This is a genomic window from Sandaracinomonas limnophila (assembly GCF_004005965.1).
GTDB lineage: Bacteria > Bacteroidota > Bacteroidia > Cytophagales > Spirosomataceae > Sandaracinomonas > Sandaracinomonas limnophila.
This window is the reverse complement of sequence record NZ_SACY01000004.1, coordinates 102528-118607: the sequence shown is the minus strand read 5'-3', so window position 1 is coordinate 118607 and position 16080 is coordinate 102528. Positions and strand designations below refer to the sequence as shown.

At 36.7% G+C, this 16080-nt stretch carries 12 protein-coding genes; 8 read left to right on the top strand and 4 right to left on the bottom strand.

Going from position 1 to position 16080, the window contains the following annotated elements; all coding sequences use genetic code 11:
- The first annotated feature begins 1 nt into the window (after position 1).
- From EOJ36_RS09220 to EOJ36_RS09205, 4 genes are all read left to right on the top strand, one after another.
- Positions 2 to 979 (top strand): phytanoyl-CoA dioxygenase family protein, encoded by a 978-nt coding sequence (locus EOJ36_RS09220; protein WP_127804652.1) that lies wholly within the window; start codon positions 2 to 4, stop codon positions 977 to 979.
- Between the two features lie 165 nt (positions 980 to 1144).
- A complete protein-coding gene (locus tag EOJ36_RS09215; protein WP_262707597.1) occupies positions 1145 to 4222 on the top strand; it encodes a SusC/RagA family TonB-linked outer membrane protein in 3078 nt (1025 codons plus the stop codon).
- 11 nt (positions 4223 to 4233) lie between these two features.
- Positions 4234 to 5715: a RagB/SusD family nutrient uptake outer membrane protein gene (locus EOJ36_RS09210; RefSeq protein ID WP_127804650.1), complete on the top strand. Its 1482-nt coding sequence runs from the start codon at positions 4234 to 4236 to the stop codon at positions 5713 to 5715.
- A 56-nt stretch (positions 5716 to 5771) separates the two neighbouring features.
- Positions 5772 to 8180, top strand: a complete 2409-nt coding sequence (locus EOJ36_RS09205) for an alpha/beta hydrolase family protein (RefSeq protein WP_127804648.1) — start codon at positions 5772 to 5774, stop codon at positions 8178 to 8180.
- Between the two features lie 46 nt (positions 8181 to 8226).
- On the opposite strand, the gene katG is transcribed toward EOJ36_RS09205, so the two are convergent.
- Positions 8227 to 10377, bottom strand: coding sequence for a catalase/peroxidase HPI (gene katG / locus EOJ36_RS09200; RefSeq protein WP_238944467.1), 2151 nt, complete (start codon positions 10375 to 10377; stop codon positions 8227 to 8229).
- Between the two features lie 297 nt (positions 10378 to 10674).
- Here katG and EOJ36_RS09195 point away from each other — a divergent pair, with 297 nt between their 5' ends.
- Entirely contained in the window at positions 10675 to 11871 is a 1197-nt protein-coding gene (locus tag EOJ36_RS09195) for an esterase (RefSeq protein WP_127804644.1), read from the top strand.
- A gap of 1 nt (position 11872) precedes the next feature.
- On the opposite strand, the gene EOJ36_RS09190 is transcribed toward EOJ36_RS09195, so the two are convergent.
- Entirely contained in the window at positions 11873 to 12160 is a 288-nt protein-coding gene (locus EOJ36_RS09190; RefSeq protein ID WP_127804642.1) for a hypothetical protein, read from the bottom strand.
- Between the two features lie 47 nt (positions 12161 to 12207).
- On the opposite strand from EOJ36_RS09190, the gene EOJ36_RS09185 reads away from it, so the two are divergent.
- On the top strand, positions 12208 to 12618 hold the full coding sequence (locus tag EOJ36_RS09185; RefSeq protein WP_127804640.1) for a GNAT family N-acetyltransferase: 411 nt from the start codon (positions 12208 to 12210) through the stop codon (positions 12616 to 12618).
- Here EOJ36_RS09185 and EOJ36_RS09180 read toward each other — a convergent pair.
- Positions 12588 to 13046, bottom strand: a complete 459-nt coding sequence (locus EOJ36_RS09180; protein ID WP_127804638.1) for a VanZ family protein — start codon at positions 13044 to 13046, stop codon at positions 12588 to 12590. The two genes, EOJ36_RS09185 and EOJ36_RS09180, sit on opposite strands and share 31 nt — an antisense overlap.
- Positions 13043 to 13690 carry a DUF1801 domain-containing protein gene (locus tag EOJ36_RS09175; RefSeq protein ID WP_127804636.1) on the bottom strand — a complete coding sequence of 216 codons (648 nt, stop codon included), beginning with the start codon at positions 13688 to 13690 and terminating at the stop codon, positions 13043 to 13045. The genes EOJ36_RS09180 and EOJ36_RS09175 overlap by 4 nt, the downstream gene beginning before the upstream one ends.
- Before the next feature lie 60 nt (positions 13691 to 13750).
- On the opposite strand from EOJ36_RS09175, the gene EOJ36_RS09170 reads away from it, so the two are divergent.
- Entirely contained in the window at positions 13751 to 14812 is a 1062-nt protein-coding gene (locus EOJ36_RS09170) for a glycosyltransferase family 4 protein (protein WP_127804628.1), read from the top strand.
- An 18-nt stretch (positions 14813 to 14830) separates the two neighbouring features.
- The gene (locus tag EOJ36_RS09165) at positions 14831 to 15832 is read left to right on the top strand and encodes a glycosyltransferase (protein WP_164847883.1); all 1002 of its coding nucleotides are present in this window, start codon (positions 14831 to 14833) and stop codon (positions 15830 to 15832) included.
- The last annotated feature ends 248 nt before the right edge of the window (positions 15833 to 16080 follow it).

Genomic DNA, 16080 nt, shown 5'->3' with positions numbered 1-16080 from the left:
TATGGAAAATAGAACCATGGCTGCCACAATGGCCACGCCAAATACCAAAGACCATCAAGACATTCCCGGAAACCCTTCCACAGCTCTGACTTCTTCAATTAGTTTAAACGATCGATCTAATGGCAAACCCCTTCGGGTGCTTTCGGAAGAAGATTGGAATTTTTGGAAACACAATGGATACATCATAGTTAAGCATGCCGTACCGCGTGAGCAAGCTTTGGCAACGGCAGCTTTTTTGTGGGAATTTGAAGAAAAAGACCCAAATAACAAGGACACCTGGTATACTGCACCCCGCGCCGAAATGAAAATGAAAGAGTTGGCCAATACGGGTATGGTAGAGTGTTACAATAACCAACATTTGTGGAATAACCGACAAATGCAAAGAGTTTATGATGCCTTTGTTGATATCTGGGGAACTGAAAAATTGTGGGTAACTATTGATAGAGCTAATTTGAACTTTCCGATACGTCCCGGACACGAATACAAGGGATTTATTCATTGGGACTATGACCCGGAAACAAAACCAGTAAACGTACAAGGAGTATTAGCTTTAGCCGATCAATTAGATGAAAATATGGGAGGCTTTCAATGTATTCCAGAATTGTTTAGAACCTATGACACATGGAAATTAACTCAGCCAGAAGACAGAGATAGATTCAAGCCAGATACCACGGGATTTATTCCGACCAAAGTAAAATTGGAGGCTGGCGATTTATTAATTTTCAACAGTACACAACCACATGGTATTCGAGCAAATAATAGCGAAGACAAAGTTCGAATGGCCCAATACATTTCCATGATGCCAGCAGAGGAAGAAAACGAAGCCTTAAAAGAATGGAGAATTACTTCTTGGCGCGACCGCGTTTCTCCAGAGGGATTTGCCTTTCCGGGAGATCCGCGAAAATGGGAGCAAACGAAGTACAAAACTGCCGACTTGTCGCAATTAGGGAAACGATTATTAGGCTTAATCCCTTGGTAATAAATTATTTATTTCTTTGTAATTAAAAATTTTAGTAATTAACTTTCGCAACAATTAAATTTATCATCAAACTCTATAAACTAAAAAAAAATGAAAAAAACTGCACTGATCAGTTTGATTTTTTGCATTTTTGGGACACTCCCAATTTTTGCATAAGACAAATCAATTTCAGGTAAGGTTTCAGGAGAATCTGGTCTAGGACTTCCAGGGGTTACCGTATCCATTAAAGGTACCAATCGGGGGACAAATACCGATGTCAACGGAAATTACAAATTATCTGCTACATCAAATTCAACTTTAGTTTTTAGTTCTATTGGTTATTCCTCTCAAGAGGTAAAGCTTGGAAGTCAGGCTGTAATCAATATTTCTTTAAGCGAAACAACTTCAACCTTAGATGAGGTTATCGTGACCACTTTCGGTACTGCTAAAAAAGCCTCATTTACAGGTTCTTCAGCATCTCTTGGTGCGGAAAAATTGGCTCAGCGTCCAATAACTAATATTGGGCAAGCCTTAGAAGGTATTTCTGCAGGTGTAACAACTACTTCAACTTCCGGACAACCTGGGTCATCGCCAGATGTTCGTATTCGTGGATTTGGTTCTATTTCTTCTTCAAATTCACCTTTGTATGTAGTAGACGGAGTTCCTTATTCGGCTTCTATTGCGAATTTGAATAATGATGACATTCAATCGATTACAGTATTGAAAGATGCGGCCTCCACTGCATTATATGGTGCACGTGCTGCAAACGGGGTAGTAATGGTAACTACAAAAAAAGGTACAAAAGGTAAAAACTCAATCAATGTTAAATATACGAAAGGTTTCAATACTCGTGCTTTACCAGAGTATGACAGAGTAGGGCCTGCTGATTATTATCCATTGATGTGGGAGGCAAACCGTAACAACCTAGCATATCGCGCAACGAGTCCAGTGGCAATTGCAACTGCAAATGCAACAGCATCAGCTGGATTAGGAGCAATTGTTGGAACAGGATACAATGTGTATAATGTACCCTTTGCCAGCTTGGTAGGATTAGATGGTAAATTAAATCCATCAGCAAGCTTAATTTACAATGCCGATGATCTTAATTGGGAAAAGGCAATTATGCACCAAGGTGTTAGAGATGAGGTTAACGCTAATTTTTCTGGAAATAATGGAAAGTCAGATTATTTCTTGTCTGTTTCGTATTTAAATGACAAAGGGTACCAAATTAAATCAGATTATGATCGTTTTACTGCTCGTTTGAATATGAATAGCCAAATGACAGACTGGTTTAAAGTAGGTGCAAATTTGAACACAACAATTACAAGTTCGAATCAGTCTACTGCCGATGGTGGAACTTCTTTTGTGAATCCATTCTTCTTTACAAGAGGTATTGCACCAATTTATCCAGTCTATGCTTACGATCCAGCAAGTCCAGGTTCTTTTTTGAAGTTGGAAAACGGGAATTTGCGTTATGATTATGGTAATTTAAGTGCATTAGGACTTTCAAATCGTCCACAATATGGTGGTCGTCATGTGGTAGCAGAAACCCTATTGAATGAAAACTTCTTTAATAGAAATCTTTTTGGTGGACGTGGTTTTGCAGAAATTACATTTTTGAAAGATTTTAAATTTACAAACAATGTAGGTATTGATATTACCAATGCAAACACCATTGTTTTTGGTAATCCAGAAATTGGAGACGGCGCTCCAGCAGGTAGGGCATCAAATACATTTGAGAATATTACAAACTACAACTTGTCTCAATTATTAACTTACAATCATACCTTTGGTAAACATACAGTTGACGCCTTAGTTGGTCACGAAAATTACAACTTAGTTAGTAATAGTTTAGACGGTTCGAGATCGCAACAAATTTTGGACGGAAACTACGAGTTAATTAATTTCACTACTACAACAAATCTAACATCCCAAAAAGATTTACGTAGAGTAGAAGGATTCTTCTCTCGTTTAAATTATGATTATGATTCAAAATATTTTGTTTCATTTTCAGCACGTAGAGATGGTTCATCTAAGTTTTACCAAGACAAACGTTGGGGAACTTTTTATTCAGGTTCTGCTGCTTGGCGTTTAGATCAAGAAGATTTCATGAAAGAGTTGACATTTATCGACAACATGAAATTAAGAGCTTCCTATGGTCAAACAGGTAATGACGGAGGAATTAGCAATTACGCATGGCAACCGCTTTATGCATTAGGTTGGAACAACGCTACAGAGCCAGGTATTTTGCAATCATCTCTTGGAAGTAAGACCTTAGAGTGGGAAACTAATACTGCAATGGATGTTGCCCTTGAGTTTGGATTATTTAAAAATCGCTTAACAGGTACTTTTGAATATTTTGATCGCCAATCTACTAATTTAATTTTTGCCGTTCCTCTTCCTTTATCAGTAGGTATTGGAACAGAAACTAGAAACATTGGATCAATGTACAATCGAGGGGTTGAAATTCAATTAGGCTATGATGTAATTCGCAAAAAGGACTTTAATTGGCACATTGATTTAAATGCTACTAAGCTTAAAAATGAAATCACAAAAATGCCACAAGAAAGTAAAGAAATTATTGACGGCACGAAGAAGTTAAAAGAAGGTAGTTCTTTGTACGACTATTGGCTTCGTGAATATATGGGCGTAAATTCTGAAACGGGTGTAGCAGAGTACCGTGCTGTTTCTTATGTTGCCTCCAATTCACGAATTACAGCTAATGGAGATACCGTAACGAACAATATTGCAAATGCTAAATATCGTTACCATGGCACTTCAATTCCAGACCTAACAGGTTCTGTGAGTACCTCTTTGCGCTATAAAGGATTTACTTTATCAGCTTTGATGGTGTATCAATTGGGAGGAAAAATTTATGATGCAGCTTATGCCGGATTAATGGGTGCGGGCTATCACAATGCAAAACATGTTGATATTTTAAAACGTTGGGTGAATCCAGGTGACGTGACAGATGTTCCTCGTATGGACGCAGGGCGTACTGCAGACTTTGACGCAGCTTCAAGTCGCTGGTTGATAGATGGAAGTTTTATGAACATTCGTTCAGTAACCTTAGCGTATCAATTACCTCGTTCTGTTTTGTCAAGATTTAAAATTGATAATGCTCAGGTGTATGTAAGTGGAGAGAACTTCCTTATGTTATCACGCAGAAGTGGTATGAATGTTCAGCAAAATTTTGGAGGAACTACAAGTAACGTGTATAGCCCTGCCAAATCATTAGTTTTAGGTCTTTCATTCTCTTTATAATAATTTGAATCATGAAAAATAAAATAATTGCATCTATTGCATTACTTTTAGGATTAACAACATTTTCATGCGAAAATGTTTATTTAGATACGAATCCAACAGCTAGTATTGATGCTAATGCAGCCTATTCTACAACGAAGAATGCAGCAGCAGCTATCAACGGTATTTACCGTTCATTTATCGTAAGATATTTAAGTTCTCAGGGTCATTCAGGCCATCCTGCCATGATGATTATTTTAGATCATATGGGCGAAGATTTGGTTATTGGCACAACAGCAGCTTCTTGGCATGTGGGAGAAACTCGTTGGACAGCCCACCGTTCAGATGTAAATACGATGGCTCAGTTCCCGTACGAAATGTATTATCGTATCATTGGAAACGCTAATATTGGAATTGCAAATATTGACAAATCAGTTGGTCCTCAGGCCGATAAGAACACCTTGAAAGGAGAGGCTTTAGCGCTTCGTGCATTTGGTTATTTTAATTTAGTTCAATTGTATGGCAAAAGATATGATGCAACTAAAAAGCCAAATTCTCAGCTTGGCGTTCCATTGGTTTTGGAACCTACTACAACCGGATTACCTAGAAATACAGTTGAAGAGGTCTATGCTCAAATAAACAAAGACTTGTCAGATGCTGCAGCACTATTATCTGTCAACCGTGTAAACAAATCTCATATCAATTTGAATGTCGTAAAAGGTTTACAAGCTCGTGTTGCATTGGTTCAACAAGATTGGGCAAATGCGGCAAAATATGCAGCAGAGGCTCGTTCAGGATATGCTCCTATGACAGCTGCTATGTATGTGGATGGCTTCCAGGATATAACAAATTCTGAATGGATGTGGGGTTTTGATCACCTAGAAGATCAGACAGAATATTTTGGTGGTTATCACTCGTATATCTCTTGTAATTATAACTCTACTGTAATTCGTACATATCCAAAGGTAATTAATAACCTACTTTACAAGCAAATAGCAGCAACGGATGTGCGTTCAAAAATGTGGGTTGAAACTCCAACAACTGCGAATTCAATTGTTCCTCCTGGAGGTGTAAGACCAAAGTTTTTGAATCAAAAGTTTAGACTTCCGGGCACTCCCTCAACGTCTGCTATGGGTGATGTGCCTTATATGCGTGCTGCTGAAATGTATCTAATTGAAGCGGAGGCTAAGGCTCGATTAAATGATGCGGCAGGTGCTGCAAAAGTGTTGAAAGATTTAGTGGTAACTCGTGATCCAAATTATGTTCAATCTGTTAAAACTGGTACAGATCTAATTGATGAAATACTTGTTCAGCGTCGTATTGAGCTTTGGGGTGAAGGCCACCGTTTCTTTGACTTAAAGCGTACAAATGCTGCTTTGAACAGAAATGGAACGAATGCAATTGCTTCAGTAGCTTTACTATTTGATGTTGCCCCTGGCGATGTACGTTGGGAATTCCTTATTCCTCGTAGAGAAATTGATGCGAATCCAGCAATCGTACAAAATCCTTTATAATATTGAATAAATTTTTTAGGTGGTTATGCAAATAACCACCTTTTTTTTCCTGATTTATGAAAACGAAAAAATTATTTTATCTAATTATTTTTAGTCTATGGGTTTTTGTTTCTTTTGGGCAAGATGCCATGGAATATCAACTTCCACCTAGGGAGATATCAGATTTACTATTGGCTAAACCAACTCCTACCGTACGTGTTGATTCCAAATTAAATTACCTGATATTACTAGGTCGAAACTCCTACCCAATGGTAGAAGAGCTAGGACAACCGGAAATTAAAGTAGCGGGACTTAGAATCAATCCCCTAAATTTTTCTCCAACTCGGCAAACTTTTGTAAACTCCATTTCTATTTCAAATTGCAAAACTGGCAAATCTTTGGAAATTTCCGGACTGCCAAAAAATCTATCTGCGAGTAATTTTCTATGGAATCAGGCAGAAAATAAAATTGCCTTTACCCAAAATGAGAAAAAATCAGTTGATTTATATGTTATCGATTTGCTATTAAAAAAAGCCACTAAAATAAATATACAACCTTTAAATATGGTGTTAGGTAATTCTTTCGCCTGGTTAGATGATCAAACTTTGGTTTATAAATCTACTATCCAATCTCCAGATCTAATCCCTGTTCGACCAATTACTCCGAAGGGACCAACTGTTCAACAAACTTTAGGAAAATCTGCTCCTAGACCAACCTATCAGGATTTAATTAAATCAGAATTTGATGAAAAGTTGTTTGATTTCTTTGCTCAAAGTCAATTAATGATTTACGCGAATGGTCAAATTAAAAAAATAGGCCTGCCCAATCGGCTAAGTTCGTTTAGTATTTCACCTGATCAAAAATATCTTTTAACTCGTGAGATTGAAAAACCATTTTCCTATTCTGTACCTGCTTATGGTTTTAATACAAGCATCCGGGTAATTCAATTGGATGGCAAAGAAGTTAGCCAGCTAGCTAAAATCCCATCTTCAGAAAATGCTCCTTCTGGCAATGATAATGTGTTGAATGCCCCAAGAGGTTTCGAGTGGAGGGATGATGAACCTTCTACCGTTATATACACCATGCCTTTAGACAGTGGTTTAATTAAAAAACAAGTTGAATATCATGATGTAGTTTTGGCCCTTAAAGCTCCATTTAATGAGAAACCCGCAGAGCTTTTTAAAACCAAAATGCGTTTTTCAGATGTAAGCTGGGGAGACCAAAATTTTGCCATGGTGACAGAGGTTTCAAGAGCCAAGCAAAATACTCGGGTGAGTGCTTATAATCCTTTAACTGGACAGATAAATGTACTTTATGAACGCAATCTTACAGATGCTTATGGGAATCCAGGTAGTCCTATTAGAAAGAAAAATAGTTTTGGTAAACATGTTATTCAAACTTTTGATGATGGCAAAACCTTGCTAATGAACAATCCGGTAGGTTCTTCTGAAAAGGGCGACTTACCTTTTTTAGCCAAATTTAATTTGGAGACTAAGAAAAACGAAATAATTTGGAGGGCAAAAGAAGGTTCTTTTGAGTTTATAGATGAGGTGATAGATGAAAAAACTTTAACGGTTTTATCACGAAAAGAATCTCAAACAGAAGTCCCAAATTATTACATTAAATCATTGTTGGCCGATACCAAAGAACAAAAAATTACCAATTTTTCGGATCCCTATCCTAGTCTCCAGGGTGTAAAAAAGGAGAAAATTAAATATAAGAGATCTGATGGAGTGGATTTAACAGGTGATTTATACCTTCCAAAAGGATACGATAAATCAAAAAATGGACCTCTTCCCGTGCTGATTTGGGCATATCCTCGTGAATTCAATTCTGCAAATGATGCTGCTCAGGTTAGAGGGAGCAAGGACAGATTCGCCAGCTTAAGTTGGGCATCTCCTATTTTTTATGTTACCCAAGGTTATGCTGTTTTAGACAATGCAGAGATGCCAATTGTTTCAACTGATGCAACCCATAAACCTAATGATAATTTTATCGAACAGTTGAAAATGAATGCTTCTGCAGCCATTGATTATTTGGTGAAAGATGGAATTGGAGACGCCAAAAGAATGGCTGTGGGGGGACATAGCTATGGGGCATTTATGACAGCTAATTTACTTGCACATACAGATTTGTTCAAAGCGGGAATTGCTAGAAGCGGCGCATACAATAGAACTCTAACTCCATTTGGGTTTCAAAATGAGGATAGAACCTATTGGCAAGCACCTAGTCTATATTATGAAATGAGTCCTTTTAGCTATGCAAATAAATTAAAAGAACCAATTTTGTTGATCCATGGAGAAGCAGATGACAATACAGGTACCTATCCAATCAATTCTGAAAGGTTATATGCCGCCATTAAGGGAAATGGAGGAATAAGTCGCTTTGTGTATTTGCCCTACGAAGCACATAGTTATCGAGGAAAAGAAAATTTGCTCCACATGCTTTGGGAACAATTTCAATGGCTAGAAAAATATGTTAAATAAAAAAATAGCACCTATTTAGGTGCTATTTTTTTCATTAGGTTCAACCTTATTTATAAATTAAATCAAAACGATCCAGGTTCATTACCTTAGTCCATGCAGCAACAAAATCAGTAACAAATTTTGTTTTTGAATCTTCAGTAGCATAAACCTCTGCTAAAGCTCTTAACTCTGAGTTCGAGCCAAAGATTAAGTCTGCCCTAGTAGCTGTGTATTTTATTGAACCTGTTGTGCGGTCACGACCCTCAAATTCTTCTTTCGTGTCGGTTGTTGGCTTCCACTCGGTACTCATATCTAAAAGATTCACAAAGAAGTCGTTGCTTAATGTCTCTTTTTTGTTGGTGAAAATACCATGTTTAGAACCATTATAATTAGCATTCAAGGCTCTCATACCACCTACTAAAACAGTCATTTCAGGTGCTGTAAGCGTCAACAGTTGAGCTTTGTCAATCAATAATTCTTCTGTTGCCAATTTATAACTTGTTTTCAAGTAATTTCTAAAGCCATCCGCCATCGGTTCTAACACAGCAAAAGAAGCAGCATCAGTTTGTTCTTGACTTGCATCTGTACGACCCGGAGTGAACGGCACGGCAATTTTTTGTCCAGCGTTTGCGATTGCTTTTTCAAGTGCCGCATTTCCCGCTAAAACAATTAAATCTGCCATAGAAATTTTCCTAATTTTAGATTTCGCATTGAAATCTGATTGGATTTTCTCTAATACGCCGAGAACCTTATTCAGCTGTTGTGGATTATTTACTTCCCAATTTCTTTGAGGCATTAGGCGGATTCTTGCCCCGTTTGCACCCCCTCTTCTATCTGAACCTCTATAGGTAGAAGCTGATGCCCAAGCGGTAGAAACTAATTCAGAAACACTTAATCCCGATGCTAAAACTTTATTTTTCAATTCAGTAATATCTTGGGCATTTACTACTGCATGATTTAACGCAGGAATTGGATCTTGCCAAATTAAGTCTTCCTTTGGTGCTTCTGGCCCCAAATAGGTAGAACGTGGCCCCATATCTCTGTGAGTTAATTTGAACCAGGCTTTTGCAAATGCTTTTGCATAGTCCTCCGGATTTTGCATAAATCTCCGAGAAATTTTTTCATATACTGGGTCAAATCGAAGCGACAAGTCTGTGGTCAACATAGTAGGCAATTGCATTTTATTCTTATCAAATGCATCTGGGATAATCGCGGGAGCGTTTTTTGCAACCCATTGATGAGCGCCTGCTGGACTTTTTGTAAGCTCCCACTCAAAGTTAAACAAGTTGCTTAGGAATAAAATCCCCCATTTCGTTGGAGTTGAAGTCCAAGTTACTTCTAATCCCGATGTGATGGCATCTTTTCCTTTGCCAGATTTGTAAGTGCTTTTCCACCCGAATCCTTGCTCTTCAATTGGTGCCGCCTCTGGGTCTGGACCCACATTTGAGGCTGGGCCTGCGCCGTGTGTTTTTCCAAAAGTGTGTCCACCGGCTATTAAGGCCACCGTTTCTTCATCATTCATACCCATTCTTCCAAAGGTTTCGCGAATATCTTTTGCAGCCAATACCGGATCTGGATTTCCATTAGGACCTTCAGGGTTCACATAAATAAGACCCATTTGAACTGCCGCCAGTGGATTTTCTAATTTACGACCTTCTGAATATCTTTTGTCGTCTAACCATTTCTTTTCTTTACCCCAATAAACATCCGTTTCAGGTTCCCAAACATCCGTTCTACCTCCTGCAAATCCATAAGTTTTGAAACCCATGTTTTCCAAGGCTACGTTTCCAGTTAAAACCATTAGGTCAGCCCACGAAATTTTTTTGCCATATTTTTGTTTGATTGGCCATAATAATCTTCTCGCTTTATCAAGATTTCCGTTGTCTGGCCAACTGTTTAGGGGGGCAAATCTCTGTTGTCCAGCTCTTGAACCTCCTCTACCATCTCCTGTACGATAGGTTCCTGCGCTGTGCCAAGCCATACGGATAAAAAGTGGACCATAGTTTCCGAAGTCGGCTGGCCACCAATCCTGTGATTTTGTTAAAACCGCATTAATATCTTTTTTTAAAGCAAAATAATCCAAAGATTTAAATTCCTTGATGTAATTGAAGTCAGACCCCATTGGGTTTGATTTGGACGAATTGTTTCTCAATATCGAAACATTTAACTGATTTGGCCACCAATCTTTATTGGTAGTTCCTTGGGATTTTGAACCCATTGCTGCATGTGGATTTGCATGTGGGTTAGCGTGCGGATTTTCTTGTCCGTATGCCAAAATAGTACCCATTAATCCTACTACTATTAGTAACTTTTTCATGGTATTTTTGTTTGTTTACGAAACGAAATTAGATGTGACTTTTTCTCAAGTCAAATTATATTTTTTAATAGGCTTATAAATATTATTTATGAAAATCCAAAAAACATAATTAAATCTTATTAAAATCGGTTTTTGTCTCATTTAAAGTATATTTCAATTTTAAATTTTTAATTTTGGGTTTTAATTAAACATACAACTATGAAATTTAAATCATTTAAACTCTTTATGCTCTTTGGAGTATTGGGTTCTTTCACAACTTTTGCACAAGAAGTTGGACAAGTTACTCGCTTAGTTTCTCCAGAAATTTCTGCTTCAAACGATGTTACATTTCGCTTGAAAGCACCTTCTGCAACGTCAGTAAAATTATCAGGCAACTGGATGCCCAACATACCGAGTGCCAACGGCATGGGTGGTACTAGAAAAATGGTAGATATGGTAAAGGACGACAAGGGCGTTTGGTCAACCACTGTAAAGGCATTAGCCCCAGAATTATATGGCTACACTTTCTTAGTGGATGATGTAAACACCTTAGATCCTTCTAACCTAAAGGTAGCAAGAGATGGTACGTTCAGAACAGAAAGTTTATTGTATGTTCCTGGTGCTGAATCCGATTTATATTGGGCAAAAACGGGTCCTAAGGGGGCGGTTCACCAAATTTGGTACGATTCAAAAACATTGAATTTAACCCGTAGAATGCAGGTTTATACTCCTCCAGGATACGATGCATCGAAAGATTCTTATCCCGTTTTGTACTTGCTACACGGTGGCGGAGGTGATGAGGAGGCTTGGCCTACACTAGGTGTTGCTCCAAATATTTTGGATAACTTAATCAATAGCGGTAAGGCTAAGCCAATGATTGTGGTTATGACCAACGGAAACCCTACACAAGCCGCGGCAGTTGTAGTAACTCCACCACTTCCTAAAGCAGACCCAAATCCGATGGGAATGGCGAGCATGATGTTTGAAAAAAGCTTAGTGGCAGATGTAATTCCTTACATTGAGTCGAATTTCCGTGTGAAGAAAAATAAGGAAAATCGTGCACTTACAGGCTTAAGTATGGGAGGTTTACAGACGATGAATACCAGTTTCGACAATCCTAATTTGTTCAATTACATTGGTGTAATGAGCATGGGCTTTACAGACATGAGCCGCTTTGGCATCAAAGTGGATTTATCAAAGAGAGACCAACAAATAGAAGACCTGAAAAAGGCAAAACCATCTATGTATTGGATTGCCTGTGGCAAAGAGGATTTCTTGTACGAGAGCGTTGTAACCATGCGTAAAGAATTAGACAAGCATACGTTTAAATATACGTATAGAGAAAGTCCGGGTGGACACACATGGACCAACTGGCGTGTGTATTTATCAGAATTTGCGACAATGATTTTCAAATAGTTTATAAAAATTGTAGCACCAAGTCCGACCATTCGTTTTCTAAAGAAATGTTTGGTCGGATTTTTTTTGCCCTTGCATACCAATAATCGGCATTCCATAAATCGCCCTCTTTTCGGTGAAGATAGGCGTGCACCCAAGCAGAATCTTTGTCGGACAGATGATCAACTTGGTCGTGAGCTTTTTTCCAATCTCCCTTTCCGTCGTACCATAAGCTTAAAAGTTGAGGGGAAAGATTGTTGGGCGCGGAAGCAAACGTTAAGGAATTTTTAAATTCTGAAAGAGAATTCATTCGTTTCAAATTTAATAGGTAATTTTATTAAGCTTAAAAATAGAAAAATGGCGATTACCTACCAAGTCGAAACTCAAATTACGGTACAAGAATTTATTGAAGTGCTTCAAAACTCTACCCTCGCAGAGCGGAGGCCTATTGAAGACTTGGGTCGAATGCAAAAAATGCTAGATTATGCAAACTTGATTGTTACTGCCCGAGATAATGGGAAATTGATTGGGGTGGGCAGAGCCATGACGGATTATGCTTTTTGTACATATTTATCAGATTTGGCAGTAGATGCGGCTTATCAAAAAATGGGAGTTGGAAAGGAGCTTTTGCGACTGGCAAAAAAACAAACGCCTCAGGCAAAGCTTATTTTATTAGCTGCACCTAAGGCGGTTGATTACTATCCAAAAATTGGCATGTCCCAATGGGAAAAATGCTTTTATTTGGATGAGGTGGAGGATTTAGAATAAATTCCAAAAAAGAAATACCCCAATATAACCCCCAATCCATTCAGTATTACATCGTCGATATCAAAGATCCCTACATGTAAATAAACTTGTAGGAGTTCAATGCTAAGTCCGGAAAGAGGAGCAATCAAAAGTATTTTTTTCCAATTAATTTTTGAAAAAATAAATGGTGAAAGGATTCCAAGTGGAACTAGAAGTAAAATATTTCCCCCTATGTTCAATGCACCAATGAGGAGTCCATTCCTTCCAAGTAAATAAGGAATAATAGTGGAAAAGGGAATTAGGTTAGCAGGTCGTTCTTGGGTGCCGCCAAACTTAAACATCATGTGTCCTAAATGAACCGTATCCACTTGTTTGAATACCATGATTTTTAAAAGTATTCCTATATAAATCCCTAAAATTCCTAAATAGAAAGCTTTTTTACTGTTCATTGTTTCAATTGTTTGTGGGAACCATCGCAAGTTGGCATTCGTTTAGAAAGTCCACAAACACAATCCATAATTCCTTTGCCTTTGAGAATTCTGTCGGTGTATTTTTCTATTCGATCGAGGCGAGTTTTAGTTTGTTTGGCATCGTTAAAATGCATGCAATAAGCTTTTTGTCTGCCGGGAGTTAATTTTTCAAAAGCAGTTTTGAGCGCTTCGTTTTTGTCTAAAATTTCCTGAAATTCCGGAGGAATGGGGAATTCGGAAGTTTGTTTCATTTCCACTTTTGCCCCAGATTCTTCTAATGCAATTGCCTCTAAAATATAGGACTTGATATCCTCTTCAAGCGTAATTAATTCATCTAAAGAGGTAAATCTGATTTGTCTGCCAGCTTGTACATTCCCGGGGGTTTTCAATATTTTTTTGGGGTCTTTTAGTAAGGCGCCTTTGAAAAACATTAATGCAAAATATTCTTTGAATCCCTGAATGATAACAACATTTTTCCCATTCAGCATATAACAAGGAGCATTCCACTTTAAATCTTCTTCCAAATTGAGGCTCAAAATGAGTCCTCTAAGACCATCCATTTCTTCTCTCCATTTTTTCAAGTTCACAAAAAAGGAATTTACTTTTGGGTTTTCTTTAGACATTAAAATCAGGTTTGAAAAATAATTATCTCAAATTACTTATTTTTGCTTATTCAATCTGTTATGAAGCCAAAAGTTTTATTTTTTTTCAATGATTTAAATTGCACTGGGGCAGAAATTCTTTTGTTCAATTTTATTAAAGAATTAAACAGAAGACAATCTGTTGAAATTGGAATTGTTGCCCTCAAGGAAGGAGGAGAATTAGTTTCTCAGGTCCCTTCTAATATTCCCATTTTTTATTTTGAGCAATCCTTCAATTGGAAAGATAAAGTTGACTTTAAACTCGGAAAAGATGTTTTAAAATCAAGGTTGAGTAAAATTTATCATAAATTTCCAGCCAATATTTTTTATTTTAATACCATTGCGCAGGCAGGCTTGCTTAGGTTTTCTAAAGAGTTTCCTGTAAAAAATATTTTTCATGTACATGAACTATTGTACAATTTTGAATTTGAAAAGGCTGAAAATATTCATTTAATTTTTGAAACAATTGATCATTTAATTTGTTCTTCTACTTTGGTTAAAAATATTTTTGATAAAATATTTCGAAATAAAATTACTGTAATTAATTCAGTCATAAAGGAATTAGCTTCAACAACCCCACTGCTCAATTCTAAAAAAAGTGAAAAAATTAAAATTATATCTTCTGGTACAATTTGTTATAATAAAGGAGCTGATACTTTTTTAGAAATCGCACAACTTTTGCCAAAAGATAGATACGAATTTATCTGGTTAGGGAAATTTTTAGAAAGTGGTTTTTCAGAAATTTTAAATTTAAAAAATCAGGAAGGGAATTGGGTTAAATATATTCAAACAAAATCGCCAGATGAATATATTTCTTTATTAAATTCTGCAGATATTTTTATTTCTCTCTCTCGTTCCGAGTCGATGGGATTGGTAATGATGGAAGCAATATCTTTGGGTATTCCCGTAATTGCTTCTAATTCGGGTGGCGCTGGTTTATTGGTCAACAATCAAAACGGAAAGATTGTTTATGATAATAGACCCGAGGTTTTTGCACAAACAATTCAAGACTTTTCATTAGAGGATTTTGCGAAAACCAATAGCGTTAATTTGCCTTTTTCATATGAGGAGGAATTTGCCAAGTTTGAAAAATTATTTTCATAACCCATAACTCATAATTCCTTGCTCGATTTATCCATCATAATAGTTAATTACAAAACAGAGGCTCTAATTTTAGACTGTCTTAACAGCATAAAAAAATTTGATGCAGGATTTTCTTATGAGCTAATTGTAATAGATAATTGCTACGAACCTGGAGCCAACAAACAAATAGTTTCAGATTTTCCTGGCCTAAAATGGATTGATGCGGGTGGTAATATTGGGTTTTCCAGGGCCAATAATTTGGGTCTTTCCAATTCAGTAGGTAAATATGTTTTATTTTTAAATGCTGATACATTGATTATTGACCACTCAATTTTTAATGCGCTCAATTTCTTAAAGTCGAATTCAGCTTTTGTGGCAGTTGGCGGTTTGCAAGTTGACCTTAATGGAAATCCTTTACCTTATTATTCGACACTCAATGAAATTCGAAAAGATTTATATATTTTACCCAACAAACCGGTTTTTCAAAAACTAATTTTAGCTTTGTTGCCAACAGAAAATTTCTCTAAAGGAGAAACAAATAATTTGGTAGGAGCCTTTATTCTCACCACCAAAACAGCTTTACAAAAAGTAGGAAACTGGGATGAGGATTTTTTCATGTATGCAGAAGACGCTGAATTATCTTTTCGGTTAAGTAAAATTGGGAAATTGACGTATCTGGAAAACGTTAAATTTGTTCATTTAATTAACGAAAATGAATTTAGAAGAACCGAATATTCATGGGCGAACAGATTTTCTGTACAGGTACAATTGTCTAATTTTTTGTGGATTAGAAAATCCTATGGAATATTCCCTCTTTTGATTTTATATTTTAATTACATTTTATTGGTACCTTCTTTTTGGGTTTGGAAATTTTATAAAAATCTTTCGGAAGGCAAAAAGATGTTTGCAAATCCCAAGAATCAACGTTTGCTCGATAAAAAAGTTCGTATTTTATTAAATTATTTACCAAGCTTAATGTTTGCTAAAAAGAAATTTTTCAAAATTAAACAGGAAGAAAATATTGATAAAATCAATTCCTAATCCCTTTTTAATATGATAAGAAAGCAACTTTTATTGGCAATTAGCATTGGATTTTGGGGATCAATAGTTAGCCTAATTTTAATTTTATCCTTTTATAATCAACCTTCAATAAACGATGATTATTGTTTTGGGTGGATTGGGAGAGATTTTGGTATTTTTAAAGGGGCGTATTTGTATTATACGAATTGGAGTGGGAGATATTCGGCAAACGTCATAATGCACCTATTACCATTAACTTTTAGTTCAAA

Coding starts and splice junctions, on each gene's coding strand:
- EOJ36_RS09205 (WP_127804648.1), top strand. CDS start 5,772: ATGAAAACGAAAAAATTATTTTATCTAATTATTTTTAGTCTATGGGTT.
- katG (WP_238944467.1), bottom strand. CDS start 10,377: ATGGGTTCAAAATCCCAAGGAACTACCAATAAAGATTGGTGGCCAAAT.
- EOJ36_RS09185 (WP_127804640.1), top strand. CDS start 12,208: ATGGCGATTACCTACCAAGTCGAAACTCAAATTACGGTACAAGAATTT.
- EOJ36_RS09195 (WP_127804644.1), top strand. CDS start 10,675: ATGAAATTTAAATCATTTAAACTCTTTATGCTCTTTGGAGTATTGGGT.
- EOJ36_RS09170 (WP_127804628.1), top strand. CDS start 13,751: ATGAAGCCAAAAGTTTTATTTTTTTTCAATGATTTAAATTGCACTGGG.
- EOJ36_RS09175 (WP_127804636.1), bottom strand. CDS start 13,690: ATGTCTAAAGAAAACCCAAAAGTAAATTCCTTTTTTGTGAACTTGAAA.
- EOJ36_RS09190 (WP_127804642.1), bottom strand. CDS start 12,160: ATGAATTCTCTTTCAGAATTTAAAAATTCCTTAACGTTTGCTTCCGCG.
- EOJ36_RS09180 (WP_127804638.1), bottom strand. CDS start 13,046: ATGAACAGTAAAAAAGCTTTCTATTTAGGAATTTTAGGGATTTATATA.
- EOJ36_RS09220 (WP_127804652.1), top strand. CDS start 2: ATGGAAAATAGAACCATGGCTGCCACAATGGCCACGCCAAATACCAAA.
- EOJ36_RS09210 (WP_127804650.1), top strand. CDS start 4,234: ATGAAAAATAAAATAATTGCATCTATTGCATTACTTTTAGGATTAACA.